The sequence below is a fragment of the Thermodesulfovibrio sp. 3462-1 genome, assembly GCF_040451425.1.
Classification (GTDB): Bacteria; Nitrospirota; Thermodesulfovibrionia; order Thermodesulfovibrionales; family Thermodesulfovibrionaceae; genus Thermodesulfovibrio; species Thermodesulfovibrio obliviosus.
On sequence record NZ_CP144374.1, the window covers coordinates 1,426,020 to 1,441,881 of the forward strand.

Sequence of the window (15,862 nt, forward strand, 5' to 3'; positions counted from 1 at the left end):
TTTATACCAAAAAGACATCAACATATGCAATCTTTATTTTAAGAAATGTAAAATTACTAACTCTTTCATGTATAATTAAACAAATGCTATTTTATCTACTGGACATAGATGACTCAGCAGAGGGCATTATCCTTTTTGGAGTAACAGAAGAGGGAAAAAGGGAAAAATTTGTTGATTCATCATACAGACCCTGTTTTTTAGTGCTTCCTTCAAATAAAGAAAAGGCTATTGAAGAAATTGAAAAAATCATTAAAGACAATTCGCTTCCAGTTACTGAAATAACTGAGGAAACTAAAATTTTTTACGGTGAAGAAAAAAATTTTATAAAAATCTATACAAAGAGGCATCAGGATTTACAAAAAGTAAGAGATGCCATAAAAGTTCTTGAAGCAAAAAGAGGCGGCTCAGGTTCAATAATTGATGAATTTGAATACCAAACCTCTGCATACAGGATGTATCTTGCTGAAAAAGGTCTGTCCTGCCTCAGCTGGCTTGATATTGAAATTCGTGGCAATCAGGTTAAATCCATTAAAAAGGCTAACAGAGCTTCACCAAAACTTAAAATTCTTGCCTTTGACATGGAAGTGCTTGAAGTCAAGCGAGGAAATCCTTCAATTGTAATGATTTCAATATTCGGAGAAGGACTGTCCAAAGTAATTACATATCAGGAAGCAAAATACAGTATCAATACAATCGTAGTAAAAGATGAAAAAGAACTTATAAAAAACTTTATTGAAACCATCAAGGATTATGACCCTGACATAATTGTTGGATATAACACAGACCTTTATGACATGCCGATTTTAAGAGAAAGGGCAAAACAGCTTAAGGTTGACATCGGTATTCTTTCACGGGATAACTCTGGAATAACTCTTTCAAAGCGAGCAAGATTTACAACTGCAAGACTTATTGGAAGAGTTCATATTGATATATTTAATTTTGTCTTTAACATTCTTTCTCCAATGCTTCAAAGTGAGCAGCTTACTTTAAAAAATGTATCACAGGAACTTCTCGGTGATACAAAACTTGATATGGAATATGAAGACATTTTGCAGGCATGGGATAAAGGGCATGAGATTGACAAGCTTGCAAAATACTGTTTAAAAGATAGCGAATTAGTTTATGAACTTACAAAAATGCTTCTTCCTGATATTGAAGAATTAACAAGAATTACAGGACAGTCTCTTTTTGACACATCAAGAATGCCTTATAGTCAGCTTGTTGAATGGTATTATATTAAAAAGGCAAAACAACAAAACAGAGTGATTCCAAATCAGCCAAAGTTTGATGAAATAAAACAGCGTCAGCAAACTACCTATGAAGGAGGATTTGTAAAAGAACCAGAGGTGGGCCTTCACAAAGGAATCGCTGTTGTTGACTTTGCCTCTCTTTATCCATCAATAATTGCAACATACAACATCTCAATTGATACCCTTAACTGCAGTTGCTGTAAAGACAATGGGTATAAAATTCCCGATTTTCCCTACTGGTTCTGTAAAAATCGCAAAGGTTTCGAATCTCAGGCAGTTGAAGAACTTTTGATTAAAAGACTTGAATTAAAAAAACAGCTAAAAAAACTTGATCCAGACTCTCATGAATACCTACTACTTGATACAAAACAGAGAGCTTTGAAAACAATCATAAATGCCTCATATGGTTATTATGCATATCCTGCAAGTAGATGGTATTCAAAAGAGTGTGCTCAGGCAATTACAGCTCTTGGAAGATACTGGATTAAAGAAGTTTTAAAAAAAGCTTCTGAGAAAGGATTTCATGCAATATATGCAGATACTGATTCAGCATTTCTAAGAGTTAACAGTAAAGAAGCAGTTGAAGAGTTTATTAAAGAAATAAATCAGAATCTACCAGGGCTTATGAGGCTTGACTTAGAAGATTTTTATGTCAAAGGACTATTTGTCCCAAGACAAATAGGAGGTGTGGCAAAAAAAAGATATGCTTTGCTTGATGAAAAAGGAAGGTTAAAAATAAGAGGTCTTGAAGTTGTCAGAAGAGACCTTTGTAAATTTGCAAGAGCTACCCAGCAGGAGATTCTTAAAATATGCCTAATTGAGGAAGACATTCCAAAAGCATTTAAATACCTTGATGAAAGAGTTAAAGCTTTACGACAAGGCAATTATGATTTAAAAGATCTGGTTGTCTACGAGCAGCTTTCAAAACCTGTTTCAGAGTATAAGTTGATATCTCCTCATGTAGTAGCTGCGAAGAGATTGCTTGAAAAGGGAATTCCTGTTGGTGAAGGAAGCGTTATCGGATATATAATTCAAAAAGGCTCCGGTTCAATAAGTGAAAGAGCTTATCCAATAGAGCTTGCCGATCCATCAAAAATTGACATAGATTACTATATTGAAAATCAGGTTTTACCTACTGCAATGAGGATTTTGAAAGTTTTTGAGAATAAAGGCACTTTATTTTAAATTTTTCAAGATTTCTTTTTTCACTTCATCAATTTTTTCTTTATGCGTTCCTTTCCAGTAAATTTTACCACAGGATTTGCATATGATAAATTCCTGGTTTGAGAATAAAACATAATCAGGCAGTTGCCCTCGAATTTCTTCTTTTTTAATGCTCTCAGTCTCTCCATTGCAAACAGGACATCTCGGTTTAAGATTTAAAAGGTCTAATTTAGAACAAAAAGAAAGTAAAACTTCTTTAATCTGCTCCTTAATTTCTTCTGATTGGATCAGCAAAACTTTTTTTAATAACTTTGATTTAGCAAGAGCGATGTCTCTGGTCAAAAGCACTCTGTCTTCCTGCAAAGAAAGCTTTATCAACTGTTTATCTGTAAAATCATTCCTGTATAATGTATCAAAACCAAAAAGCCTGAGCCAGCGGCTCAGGCTTCCAAGCATTACATCTGCTATAAAACGGGGTAAATCAGTTTTCTTCAATCCCTTTTTCACTTAATTGTTCTATCTGCATACTGTAAAAGTCGCCTTTTATCAATGTATCTTTATACACTGGGCAGCCTGTTCCAGCAGGAATAATTCTTCCCATAATTACATTTTCTTTTAATCCCCTCAATTCATCAATCCTTGCCTCAATTGCTGCATCAGTAAGCACTCTCGTTGTTTCCTGGAATGAAGCTGCTGATACCCATGACTCTGTTGACAAAGCTGCTTTTGTAATTCCAAGTAAGAGTGGCTTTGCCTGTGCTGGTCTTCCTCCACGAGCTATAACTTTTTCATTTTCCTCCATGAATGTAAATCTATCAACCTCGTCACCTATGAGAAAAGAAGTGTCTCCAGGATCTTCAATTCTTACCTTTTTCATCATCTGCCTTACAATCACTTCAATATGCTTGTCATGTATTGAAACACCCTGGAGTCTATAAACTTTCTGAATTTCATCTACAAGATATCTCTGAAGTTCTGTAGGACCCAGAATCTCAAGTATGCTGTGAGGATTAATAGATCCATCAATTAATGGCTCACCTGCTTTAACCCAGTCCCCATCGTGAACTATTACATGTTTACCCTTTGGAATAATATATTCTCTTGTTTCGTCTGCTCCTCTGACAACTATAACTCTTGAGCCTTTCTGACTTCCTTTAAATTCCACTATACCATCTATTTCACTTACAATTGCTGCTTCTCTGGGCCTTCTTGCTTCAAAGAGTTCTGCTACTCTTGGCAGTCCTCCTGTTATATCCTTTGTTTTAATAGTTTCTCTTGGAATTTTTGCCAGGATATCTCCTGGTTCTACTAAATCTCCTCTGTCAACTATTAAAATTGCTCCTGCTGGAAGAAGATACCTTGCAGGCGCTCCTGAAGGAAGCTTGGCTGTTTTGCCTTCTTTATCCTTTATCGTAACACGAGGTCTGTAAGTTGCTGGATAATCAATTACTATTTTATGAGAAAGTCCTGTGGTAGGATCTGTCTCTTCTTTAAAGGTTACACCTTCTACCATATCACCAAGTGCTACCTTACCGCCTATTTCAGTAATAATTGGAGTTGTATAAGCATCCCACTCAGCCAGTCTCTGTCCTGCTTCAACAAACTGACCTTCTTTAACAATCACTTTAGCACCGTATACAAGATTGTATTTTTCTCTTTCTCTTCCAGAAGAATCTGTAATAACAATCATTGCATTTCTGTTAAGAACAATCAGCGAGCCATCCTTTCTTTCAACAGAGTGAAGATTTTTAAACCTTACTGTTCCTGAAGTCTTAGCTTCAAGCACAGCCTGTTCAACGATTTTTGTTGCTGCTCCACCTATGTGGAAGGTTCTCATTGTAAGCTGAGTACCTGGCTCTCCAATAGACTGAGCAGCAATAACTCCAATTGCCTCACCTATTTCAACAGGTTCACTCCTTGCAAGGTCCATTCCATAACATTTTGAACAAACACCGAATTTCGTTCTGCATGTGAGCACAGAGCGAATTTTTACTCTATCAATTCCTGCATCCACAATCTTCTTTGCTACCACCTGATCTATTATTGTATCTCTTTTTGCAATAATTTCCCCTGTTAAAGGATCTTTAACATCTTCTGCCAGTGTTCTACCATATATTCTCTCTTCAAGAGGCATTACTATCTCACCACCTTCTATGAGAGCAGTGATATATATTCCTTCTTTTGTCCCACAATCATGTTCTGTAAGAAATATGTCCTGAGCCACATCAACAAGCCTTCTTGTTAGATAACCAGCATTTGCTGTTTTCAAAGCTGTGTCTGCTAACCCTTTTCTTGCACCATGCGTGGAGATAAAGTATTGTAGAGGAGTAAGTCCTTCTCTGAAATTGGCTGTAATCGGGGTTTCTATAATCTCACCTGAAGGTTTTGCCATAAGTCCTCTCATACCAGCAAGCTGTCTTATCTGTGCAATGCTACCACGAGCACCTGAGTCAGCCATCATGAAGATGCTGTTAAATGATCTCCTTTCAGCAAGTTCTTCTGGAGTGAATTCTTTGCCCTTTTCTGCTCCAAGCTCTTTCATCATCTCATCAGCAACTTTCTCCGTAACATTCGCCCATATATCTATAACTTTGTTATATCTCTCACCCTGGGTGATTAATCCTTCAGCATACTGCCTTTGAACTTCCATTACCTGAGCTTCTGCTTCACGAATAAGCTCTGCCTTCTTTGAAGGTATATGCATATCATCAATACATATAGAAATTCCTGACTGAGTGGCAACTTCAAATCCTAATTTTTCAAGCTTATTCAAAAATAAAACCGTATCCCTTTTGCCAAAATTATAGTGAATGTATTCAATCAGTTTTCCAAGTTCCTTCTTTGTAAGCTCCTTATTAATCATATTAAAGGGAACACCCTCGGGCACAATTTCTCTAAAAAGAATTCTTCCTACTGTGGTCTGAACAATTTGTCCGTTCAATCTAACTTTTATTGGAGCATGTTTTCCCACTGCATTGCTCTGATAAGCGAGAATAACTTCTTCAGGATCAGAAAAAACTTTACCTGCACCTTTTGCTCCCTTCTTTTCTTTTGTAAGATAGTAAATTCCTAAAACCATATCCTGTGTTGGCACAACAATAGGTTTACCATTTGCAGGAGAAAGAAGATTTCCCACTGACATCATTAGAACTCTTGCCTCAATTTGAGCTTCATAAGAAAGAGGAACATGAACAGCCATCTGGTCACCATCAAAATCTGCATTAAAAGCTGTACATACAAGAGGATGAAGCTTTATTGCCTTTCCTTCTACAAGTACAGGGTCAAAAGCCTGGATTCCAAGTCTGTGCAGAGTTGGAGCTCTGTTTAAAAGCACAGGATGTTCCTGAATCACCTCTTCAAGTGCATCCCATACTTCAGGACTTTCCTGCTCAACAAGCCTTTTTGCCTGTTTTATTGTTGTTGCATAACCCTTTTCTTCAAGTTTATTAAAAACAAATGGCTTAAAAAGCTCAAGAGCCATAGTTTTTGGTAATCCGCATTGATGCATATCAAGTTCAGGTCCCACAACAATTACTGATCTACCTGAATAATCAACTCTTTTACCAAGAAGATTCTGACGGAACCTTCCCTGTTTGCCCTTTATCATGTCACTTAAGGATTTAAGAGGTCTACGGGTGCCTGCTTTCAGAGCTTTTGAACGCTTGGTGTTGTCAAAAAGTGTATCTACTGCTTCCTGCAGCATTCGCTTTTCGTTTCTGATAATTACACTCGGAGCTTTAAGCTCCATAAGTCTTTTTAATCTGTTATTTCTGTTTATGACTCTCCTGTAAAGATCATTTAAATCTGAAGAAGCAAACCTTCCACCATCAAGAGGAACCAAAGGTCTCAGTTCTGGAGGAAGTACAGGAATAATGTCAAGAATCATCCATTCAGGCCTATTACCTGAGTTCTTAAAAGCTTCTACGACCTTGAGTCTTTTTGTAAGTTTCTTCTTAATTCCTGTAGATGTGGCAGTTTCTATTTTTTCTTTAAGTTCCTTTGTAAGGGCATCAAGATCAATTTTTTTAAGAAGTTCTCTGACAGCTTCTGCTCCCATCCCAACTTTAAATTTGCTGCCATACTGAGAAACATACTTTTTGTATTCCTCTTCAGTGAGAATATCCTTTTCCTTTAAAGGCGTATCTCCAGGGTCTATAACAATATAGTCTTCATAATAGATAACTCTTTCAAGCTGTCTGACAGAAAGGTCAAGCAACAGTCCCATTTTACTTGGAACACCTCTGACAAACCATATATGTGCCACAGGAGCAGCAAGCTCAATATGCCCCATTCTTTCTCTTCTTACCTTGCTCTGAATTACCTCAACCCCGCATTTATCACATATAACACCTTTATGCTTCATTCTTTTGTATTTACCACAAAGACATTCCCAGTCTTTTATAGGACCGAAAATTTTAGCACAGAAAAGTCCTTCAGGTTCTGGTTTAAATGTTCTGTAATTAATGGTTTCAGGCTTCTTTACTTCTCCATAAGACCATTCCCTTATTTTTTCAGGTGAAGCAAGTTTTATTCTTATCGCATCAAAATCTCTTGGATTTTTAGGTTTTTGAAAAAGTGAATAAATATCTTCTGTCAAGGTTTATACCCCCTTACCTTAAATTGTTCAAAATAGTTCAACTTCGTTCAACATTGTTTAAGTTTTTTTCTTTTTCTCCAGAAGATCAACATCAAGACAAAGACTCTGGAGCTCTTTTACTAAAACATTGAATGACTCAGGAACTCCCGGTTCCAGTACAGGATGTCCTTTAACAATAGCCTCATACATGCGGGTTCTACCTGCTATATCATCGCTTTTTACAGTTAAAAACTCCTGAAGTGTATAAGCTGCTCCATATGCTTCCAAAGCCCATACTTCCATTTCTCCAAGTCTCTGGCCACCAAACTGTGCTTTACCTCCAAGAGGTTGCTGTGTTACAAGGGAATACGGACCTATGGAACGAGCATGAATTTTATCTGCAACAAGATGATGCAGTTTGAGCATATACATATAGCCAACTGTAACAGGCCTCTCAAAAGGCTCACCTGTTCTTCCATCATAAAGAGTTACCTGACCTGTTGCTGGAAACCCTGCTTTCTTAAGCATCTCTTTTATCTCATCTTCTTTTGCACCTTCAAAAACAGGGCTTGCCACATAAAGACCAAGAGCCTTAGCAGCCAATCCTAAATGAGTTTCAAGAATCTGCCCTACATTCATTCTTGAAGGAACACCTAAGGGATTAAGCACAATGTCAACAGGTGTTCCATCTTCAAGATATGGCATATCCTCTTCAGGCAGAACCATAGAGACAACGCCTTTATTTCCGTGCCTTCCTGCCATTTTGTCTCCAACCTGAATTTTTCTTTTCATTGCAATGTAAACTTTAACTATCTGATTGACACCAGGAGGAAGCTCATCTCCCTTACGGATTCTTTCAATTTTTTCATTGTATTTTGCATAAATCTGCTTTATATGTTGCTCTACTTCTTTATTAACTCTGTTTACTTCTGCCTTAACATCTGGATCTTCTACCTTCAATTTGAGTAGTTGATTTACATCAAGAAGATTAACAACTTTCTCTGTAAGTGCTTTTCCCTTTGGGCATAAGATTTTTTCACCTTTACGAACATCCTCAAGAACAATTTTACCCTGAAGTATTTTTCTGATTCTGCTTGCCTTTGTTTCTTTAAGAATTCTTATTTCATCTTCTCTGTCTCTTTCTATTCTTTTTATCTCTTCCTCTTCTATAGCAAGGGCTCTCCGAGATTTTTCCTTTCCTTTTCTTGTTAAAATTTTTACATCAATAACAACTCCTTCAATTCCTGGAGGCACATAAAGGCAGCTTTCTTTAACATCTTCTGCCTTTTCTCCAAATATGGCATAAAGAAGCTTTTCTTCAGGAGTATAAACTCTTTCTCCTTTGGGCGTTACTTTTCCAACAAGAATATCGCCTGCTTTTACCTTTGCACCTATTCTTATAATTCCATCCTCATCAAGATCTTTAAGAAGCTCTTCATTGACATTTGGAATTTCTCTTGTAATCTCTTCAGGACCAAGCTTTGTGTCTCTACATTCAATCTCAAATTCATCTATGTGAATGGAAGTATAAACATCCTCTTTCACAAGTCTTTCACTGATCAGGATAGCATCCTCAAAGTTATATCCACCCCAGGGCATGAATGCCACAAGAACATTTCTTCCAAGAGCAAGTTCACCTTTGTCCATACTTGGACCATCAGCAAGAATTGTTCCTCTTTCTACAGTCTGACCAACTTTAACAATAGGCTTTTGAGTCATACATGTTCCTTGATTAGACTTGTGGAATTTTACAAGATTATATATGTCAACTCCACCACCTTCTTCAGTAACTCTGACAACAATTCTTGTAGCATCAACATTTTCTACTATTCCTGCTCTTTTTGCAACAACAAGCCAGCCACTGTCCCTTGCTGCATAAAGCTCCATTCCTGTACCAACTACTGGAGCTTCAGTTTGAATTAAAGGAACAGCCTGTCTTTGCATATTAGAACCCATAAGTGCTCTATTTGCATCATCATTTTCAAGAAAAGGAATTAAAGAAGCAGACAAACTAACAATCTGTTTTGGAGAGACATCCATATATTCCACTTCATCGCGTGATACCATTTTGAAGTCTCCCTTAACTCTTGCTGAAACAGTCTCTCCGATAATATTTCCATCTTTATCTACAGGAGTTGTTGCCTCTGCAATAACATAGTTTTCACTTTCAAGAGCACTTAAATAATGAACCTCATTTGTAACTTTTCCATTAACCACTTTTCTGTAAGGAGATTCTATAAAACCAAACTCATTTATTCTTGCATAAGTGGCAAGAGAAGTTATAAGTCCGATGTTTGGTCCTTCAGGGGTCTCAATAGGACATATTCTTCCATAATGAGTTGGATGGACATCTCGCACTTCAAATCCTGCTCTTTCACGGGTCAGTCCTCCAGGTCCTAAAGCACTGAGTCTGCGTTTGTGTGTAATTTCACTTAATGGATTTGTTTGATCCATAAATTGACTGAGCTGGCTGGTGCTAAAAAACTCTTTAATTGCTGCCATTACAGGCTTTGTATTTATAACATCATGAGGCATTGCTGTTTCAACCTCTGTAATTGTCATCTTCTCTCTAATTGCTCTTTCCATTCGCACCAATCCAATACGGAACTGATTTTCAAGAAGTTCACCAACTCCTCTGACTCTTCTGTTTCCAAGATGATCTATATCATCAACCTCTCCTTTGCCTGTTCTGAGATTGAGAAGATATTTAACAATTTCTATAATATCTTTGTCAGTAAGCACTCTCACTTCAAGTGGAATGTCAAGTCCTAATTTCTGATTTAATTTAAGCCTTCCCACTGCTGAAAGATCATATCTTTTTGGATCAAAAAACAATCCATAAAAGAGTTCCTCAGCAGCCTCTTCAGTAGCAGGTTCTCCTGGTCTTAATTTTTTATATATTTCTCTTAAAGCATCCTTTTTGCTGGTAACTCTGTCAGTAAGCAATGTTTCTCGTAATGATGGAAGATAGTTAACATTATCTATGAAAAGCAGATCTAATTTTTGGATTCTGGCAGCTATAATTCTATGTAAAGCTTCTTCTGTAATCTCTTTATTACTGTCAACTATAACTTCACCTGTTTCAGGATCAACAATATCTGAAAGAGTTATTCTCCCTATGATTTCACTTTTTGAAATTGGTATTTCCTGGATTCCTGCTTCTTTAATTTTTTTCAGTGCATACCTCGTAATTTTACTGCCTTCCTTTACTATAATCTCGCCATCAGGACCAACAATATCTATTTTTGTTCTAACTCCCATCAAAATATCACTTACAACTCTGGTAAAGGTTTCGTCTTTAATTCTTATTTCCTCTATGGGGTAAAAAATTTTCAACAGATCTTCATTTGTATATCCCAATGCCTTAAGAACAATGGTGGCTGGAAGTTTTTTTCTCTTGTCAATTCTCACATAAAGAAGATCCTTTGAGTCAAACTCAAAATCAAGCCAGGAGCCTCTTACAGGAATAATTCTTGCAGAGTAAAGAAATCTTCCGCTTATTCTGCTTTTACTTCTATCTGGCGCAAAATAAACACCAGGAGACCTGTGCAACTGGCTAACAATAACTCTCTCAACTCCGTTTATTATAAAGCTACCGGTCTCTGTCATCATTGGAAGGTCGCCAAGAAAAACTTCCTGTTGTCTTGATTCTTTGAGAAACTTCCTTCCCTCTTCATCTTTATCCCATATATTTAAACGAACCTTCATTTTTATAGGAACTGAATAAGTTAATCCCTTAACCATACATTCATAAGGGCTGAGCTTCGGTTCTCCAACTGAGTAGGAAATAAACTCTATTGTAGTTGTTCCATTGTAATCACTTATTGGGAAAACACTGTTTAAAGCTGATTGAAGCCCCTCATCTGCTCTTTCCTCTGGTGGAACATCTTTTTGAAGAAATTTTTCAAAAGATTTTTTCTGAAACTCTAAAAGATAAGGTACCTCCACAAGTGGAGGTACCTTTCCGAAGTTTATTCTCTCTCTTAAAGGCTTTATCATGGTTCTCCTTCTTTTTTTTAAGATTTTTTACTGTATTTCTACAGTTGCTCCTTCAGCTTCAAGTTTTGCTTTGATTGTTTCAGCTTCCTCCTTGGAAACACCTGTCTTAACTGGTTTTGGAGCACCATCAACCAAATCTTTAGCCTCTTTAAGACCAAGTCCAGTAAGCTCTCTTACCACCTTAATTACCTGAATTTTCTTGTCTCCTGCTGCCTTTAAGATTACATCAAAACTTGTTTTCTCTTCAGCTGCTGGGGCTGCTGCTTGAGCTGCTGGGGCACCTGGTGCTGCTGCTTGAACTGCCACTGGTGCTGCTGTCACTCCATATCTTTCCTCAAACTCTTTAATAAACTGACTGAGTTCAAGAATTGTTAGATTGTCAAAAAATTGAAAGACCTCTTCTTTTGTAATTGCCATAATTCTTCCTCCTTTTATTGAGCTTTCTTATTTTTCAATGCTTCTAATGCATAAAGTAATTTAAGAGTAACTCCATGCATTGCATAAGCCATTTTACTAAGTGGAGAACTCATTCCACCAACAAGCATACCGAGTAAGACATTCTTTGAAGGTAGTTTTGAAATCTCCTTAAGTTCTGCTGGAGAGCATACCTTACCTTCAACAACACCCTGTTTAATTTTAAATTTTTCATTCTTTTCGGAAAAATCAAGGACTTTTTTAACTGTAACAACAGGGTCATCATAACCAAAAACAACGCCTGTGCATCCCTTTAAGGAACTTTCCAACTGCTGCCTTAAAGATGCATCTGTCATAGCTATCCTGAAAAGAGTATTTTTACATACCTTATACTCTCCACCAGAGTCTTTAATTGCCTGCCTTAATTCTGAAACTTCAGCAACAGTTAAGCCCTGAAAATCAGTTAAAATAAAAGACTTGGCTTTGGATAGCTTGTCAACAAGTTCTTCAACTCTTTTTTTCTTTGTTTCTTTTGTAGTACTCAGATTATACCTCCTTTCCCGGACAGCGGTGCGGTCTTCTTCAATATGGTTCAAAGTTGTTCAACATTGTTTAACATTGTTCAATCTCGGCAGGCGGCTGTACCATTAAGCCTCATGGCACCTGCTGTCTCAGATTATTAATAACAGGCAAAGCCTGTTTTAAAGTTTAAGCTTTGATATATCTATTTTCAAACCAGGTCCCATTGTAGAAGAAAGAACTACTTTTTTAATATATTTTCCCTTTGATGTTGGTGGCTTTGCTTTAATTACTGATTTCAAAACTGCTATAGCATTCTCAACAAGCTTTTCTTTATCAAAGGAGAGTTTACCTATAGGAACATGAACAACACCGCCTTTGTCAGTTCTGTATTCAATTTTTCCTGCCTTTGCTTCCTTTACTGCTTTCGCAATATCAAAAGTTACTGTGCCAAGTTTTGGATTTGGCATTAATCCTCTTGGACCAAGGATTTTACCGAGTTTACCAACCTGCGACATCATATCAGGAGTAGCAATAGCTCTATCAAACTCAAGCCGGCCCTGCTGAATCTTCTCTATTAAATCTTCTGCTCCAATATAATCAGCTCCAGCCTGTTCTGCCTCTTTTTCTTTCTCACCTTTAGCAAAAACCAGAACCCTAACCTGTTTTCCTGTTCCATGTGGAAGAACTACAGTACTGCGAACAACCTGATCTGATTTTCTCGGATCCACTCCTAAATTTATTGCCATCTCAACAGTCTCATCAAATTTAGTAAAGCTATTTTCTTTTAGAAAATCAATTGCTTCCTCAAGTGTATACTCTCTTGTAGTGTCTAATTTTTCTTTCACAGCAGCTAATTTTTTACCCATCTATATTACCCCCTTATCTCCACACCCATACTTTTTGCAGTGCCAATAATCATTTTCATTGCAGCCTCTAAGGACTTTGTATTTAAATCTGGTAGCTTTGTTTTTGCTATTTCTTCAACCTGTTTCATTGTCAATGTGCCTACCTTTTCTTTTCCTGTTGCACCAGAACCTTTTATAATCCCAGCAGCTTTTTTAATAAGCTCACTTGCAGGAGGAGTCTTGAGTATGAAGGTAAAGGATCTATCCTTGTAGATAGTTAATACAACAGGAATAAGGGTATCTCCCATATTTTGCGTCTGAGCATTAAATTGTTTGCAAAATTCCATAATGTTGATACCATGTGGCCCCAATGCAGGTCCTACTGGCGGAGCAGGGTTTGCTTTACCTGCAGGTATTACAAGTTTTACCTGTGCTGTTACTTCCTTTTTTGCCATAATTTGTTCCTCCTTTAAACCTTTTCAACCTGTGAAAAATTAAGTTCTACAGGTGTCTGTCTACCAAAAATGCTTACCATAACCTTAACTCTTTCATGTTCAGAATCTACTTCATCAATATATCCTGTAAAATTAGTAAATGGACCATCGGTAATTCTAACTGTTTCTCCTTTTTCAAAATGAGTTTTTATCTGTGGAGCCCTGCCTTTTTCCAGTTGCTGCAGAATCATTTCTACTTCTTCTTCTGGAATAGGTGAAGGTTTTTTACCGCCAACAAATCCTGTTACTCTCTGAGTGGTTCTTATCAAATGCCATGTATCTTCATTTAGTTCCATCTCTACAAGAATATATCCGGGATAAAATTTCTTTTCCTGTTCTTTTTTCTTTTTCCCTTTGACTTCAATTATCTTTTCAGTGGGAATCAGGATTCTTGAAATTTTATCCTCAAGTCCCTTGCTCTTAACTCTTTCTTCAATTGAAGCTTTAACCTTTTCTTCAAACCCTGACATTGTATGAACCACATACCACTGTTTTGCCATATTTTCACCTAATAAACGCAGTTACAATTCTTGATAAAACAAAATCTATTAAACCGAGAAAAAAGGAGATTAAAACTACTGTTACAATTACTACCCATGTAGAGGCTATTACTTCGTGTTTTTTAGGATAATTAACCTTTTTTGCCTCTATTTTTACTTCATTAAGAAAATTCCTAAGCCTTGATATCATTTTTCACCTCAAAAAAACATGATGAACAGGCCAGGAGGGATTTGAACCCCCATCCCCCGGATTTGGAGTCCGGTGCTCTATCCGTTGGAGCTACTGGCCTATTCTTAAGCTTTTGTTTCTTTATGTAATGTATGTCTTCTACAATGCTTGCAATATTTTTTTAATTGCAACTTATCAGGCGTAGTTTTTTTATTCTTTGTTGTGGAATAATTTTTACTTTTACATTCAGTACACTGAAGTAGAATTATATCTCTCATTTTTTTACTCCAGCACCTCTGTAACTACACCTGCACCTACTGTTCTTCCACCTTCTCTTATGGCAAACCTCAATCCCTCTTCCATTGCTATAGGTGCTATCAACTCTACTGTGAGATTTACGTTGTCACCAGGCATTACCATCTCCACTCCCTCAGGTAACTTTATCACTCCTGTTACATCTGTGGTCCTGAAATAAAACTGCGGCCTGTATCCATTGAAAAAGGGTGTGTGCCTACCACCTTCTTCCTTCGTCAATACATAAACCTCTGCCTTAAATTTAGTATGTGGCGTAATACTCCCTGGCTTAGCCAATACCATCCCACGCTCTACTTCATCCTTGCCTATACCCCTAAGCAAAACTCCTATGTTGTCCCCTGCTCTTCCTTCGTCAAGTATCTTACGAAACATCTCTATCCCTGTGGCTACTGTCTTGCGTGTCTCCCTTAGTCCCACTATCTCTACTTCATCTCCTACCTTTATTATCCCTCTTTCTACTCTCCCTGTAACTACTGTCCCACGACCAGAGATGCTAAATACATCCTCTATGGGCATTAAAAATGGCTTGTCTATCGGTCTCTCAGGCTCAGGAATGTAGTTATCCAACGCATCAAGTAATTCCTGGATGGGTTTATACTCAGGTGCATTCGGATCTCTACTGGAACTCTCCAGTGCTTTCAGCGCACTACCCCTCACTACAGGTATCTCATCACCAGGAAATCCATACTTGCTCAGTAGCTCCCTTACTTCAAGTTCTACTAAGTCCAACAGTTCAGGATCATCTACCATGTCTGTCTTGTTCATAAATACTACTATGTATGGTACCCCTACTTGCCTGGCAAGCAGTATGTGCTCCCTGGTCTGCGGCATTGGTCCATCATTTGCAGCTACTACAAGTATTGAACCATCCATCTGTGCCGCTCCAGTTATCATGTTCTTTATATAGTCTGCATGCCCAGGACAGTCTACATGCGCATAATGACGCTTTTCTGTCTCATATTCTACATGCGCTGTGTTTATCGTTATCCCCCTTGCTTTCTCCTCAGGTGCATTGTCTATCTGATCATAACTCCTGTACTGCGCCATCCCCTTGAGCTCCAGATACTTCGTTATCGCTGCTGTCAAAGTGGTCTTGCCATGGTCAATATGCCCAATTGTCCCTACATTTACATGCGGCTTCTTCCTCTCAAACTTTGCCTTTCCCATTACCTTCCTCCTTAAAATCTTTAAAACTTTGTTTTCTTCTTAAAGCCCATGACCGGGATCGAACCGGTGGCCTCGTCCTTACCAAGGACGTGCTCTGCCAACTGAGCTACATGGGCATAAAAAAGCGGGAAACGGGATTTGAACCCGCGACCCTCAGCTTGGAAGGCTGACGCTCTACCGCTGAGCTATTCCCGCATATATGGAGGGGGAAGGATTCGAACCTTCGAAGGCAAACGCCAACAGGTTTACAGCCTGTCCCCTTTGGCCACTCGGGTACCCCTCCATTGTTAATATTATATCTTTTTATTTTCAAGCAATTCAAGCCACCGAAGGGATTTGAACCCCCGACCCGCTGATTACAAATCAGCTGCTCTACCCGCTGAGCTACGGTGGCATTTATAACTTATAATATAAGAATTTTTAGAGATAATTGTCAACTTTTTAAAA

General features: G+C 37.7%; 12 protein-coding genes and 5 tRNA genes. 1 reads left to right on the plus strand and 16 read right to left on the minus strand.

Going from position 1 to position 15,862, the window contains the following annotated elements:
- Positions 1 to 83: 83 nt before the first annotated feature.
- A complete protein-coding gene (locus V4D31_RS07320) occupies positions 84 to 2,435 on the plus strand; it encodes a DNA-directed DNA polymerase (RefSeq protein WP_353685794.1) in 2,352 nt (783 codons plus the stop codon).
- Here V4D31_RS07320 and V4D31_RS07325 read toward each other — a convergent pair.
- The 16 genes from V4D31_RS07325 to V4D31_RS07400 form a co-directional block, all read right to left on the minus strand.
- Positions 2,427 to 2,921 (minus strand): Mut7-C RNAse domain-containing protein, encoded by a 495-nt coding sequence (locus V4D31_RS07325; protein ID WP_353685795.1) that lies wholly within the window; start codon positions 2,919 to 2,921, stop codon positions 2,427 to 2,429. The two genes, V4D31_RS07320 and V4D31_RS07325, sit on opposite strands and share 9 nt — an antisense overlap.
- Positions 2,896 to 7,011, minus strand: a complete 4,116-nt coding sequence (gene rpoC, locus V4D31_RS07330; protein WP_353685796.1) for a DNA-directed RNA polymerase subunit beta' — start codon at positions 7,009 to 7,011, stop codon at positions 2,896 to 2,898. The genes V4D31_RS07325 and rpoC overlap by 26 nt, the downstream gene beginning before the upstream one ends.
- 57 nt (positions 7,012 to 7,068) lie before the next feature.
- On the minus strand, positions 7,069 to 10,989 hold the full coding sequence (rpoB, locus tag V4D31_RS07335) for a DNA-directed RNA polymerase subunit beta (protein WP_353685797.1): 3,921 nt from the start codon (positions 10,987 to 10,989) through the stop codon (positions 7,069 to 7,071).
- A gap of 27 nt (positions 10,990 to 11,016) precedes the next feature.
- On the minus strand, positions 11,017 to 11,406 hold the full coding sequence (gene rplL / locus V4D31_RS07340) for a 50S ribosomal protein L7/L12 (protein WP_353685798.1): 390 nt from the start codon (positions 11,404 to 11,406) through the stop codon (positions 11,017 to 11,019).
- A 14-nt stretch (positions 11,407 to 11,420) separates the two neighbouring features.
- Positions 11,421 to 11,999 carry a 50S ribosomal protein L10 gene (rplJ, locus tag V4D31_RS07345; protein WP_353685799.1) on the minus strand — a complete coding sequence of 193 codons (579 nt, stop codon included), beginning with the start codon at positions 11,997 to 11,999 and terminating at the stop codon, positions 11,421 to 11,423.
- Between the two features lie 105 nt (positions 12,000 to 12,104).
- A complete protein-coding gene (gene rplA / locus V4D31_RS07350; protein WP_353685800.1) occupies positions 12,105 to 12,791 on the minus strand; it encodes a 50S ribosomal protein L1 in 687 nt (228 codons plus the stop codon).
- 5 nt (positions 12,792 to 12,796) lie between these two features.
- Positions 12,797 to 13,225 (minus strand): 50S ribosomal protein L11, encoded by a 429-nt coding sequence (rplK, locus tag V4D31_RS07355; RefSeq protein WP_353684210.1) that lies wholly within the window; start codon positions 13,223 to 13,225, stop codon positions 12,797 to 12,799.
- Positions 13,226 to 13,239: 14 nt separating this feature from the next.
- Complete coding sequence (gene nusG / locus V4D31_RS07360; RefSeq protein WP_353685801.1) at positions 13,240 to 13,764, minus strand: transcription termination/antitermination protein NusG; 525 nt, start codon at positions 13,762 to 13,764, stop codon at positions 13,240 to 13,242.
- 4 nt (positions 13,765 to 13,768) lie between these two features.
- Positions 13,769 to 13,954: a preprotein translocase subunit SecE gene (gene secE, locus V4D31_RS07365; protein WP_353685802.1), complete on the minus strand. Its 186-nt coding sequence runs from the start codon at positions 13,952 to 13,954 to the stop codon at positions 13,769 to 13,771.
- 26 nt (positions 13,955 to 13,980) lie between these two features.
- Positions 13,981 to 14,054, minus strand: a tRNA-Trp gene (locus tag V4D31_RS07370).
- Between the two features lie 4 nt (positions 14,055 to 14,058).
- On the minus strand, positions 14,059 to 14,211 hold the full coding sequence (gene rpmG / locus V4D31_RS07375) for a 50S ribosomal protein L33 (RefSeq protein ID WP_353684207.1): 153 nt from the start codon (positions 14,209 to 14,211) through the stop codon (positions 14,059 to 14,061).
- A 4-nt stretch (positions 14,212 to 14,215) separates the two neighbouring features.
- Positions 14,216 to 15,415: an elongation factor Tu gene (gene tuf / locus V4D31_RS07380; RefSeq protein ID WP_353685803.1), complete on the minus strand. Its 1,200-nt coding sequence runs from the start codon at positions 15,413 to 15,415 to the stop codon at positions 14,216 to 14,218.
- 43 nt (positions 15,416 to 15,458) lie between these two features.
- A tRNA-Thr gene (locus tag V4D31_RS07385) sits at positions 15,459 to 15,531 on the minus strand.
- Positions 15,532 to 15,538: 7 nt separating this feature from the next.
- Positions 15,539 to 15,610: transfer RNA gene (locus tag V4D31_RS07390), tRNA-Gly, on the minus strand.
- A gap of 5 nt (positions 15,611 to 15,615) precedes the next feature.
- Positions 15,616 to 15,698 (minus strand) — tRNA-Tyr (locus V4D31_RS07395).
- Between the two features lie 38 nt (positions 15,699 to 15,736).
- Positions 15,737 to 15,809, minus strand: a tRNA-Thr gene (locus tag V4D31_RS07400).
- Positions 15,810 to 15,862 lie beyond the last annotated feature (53 nt).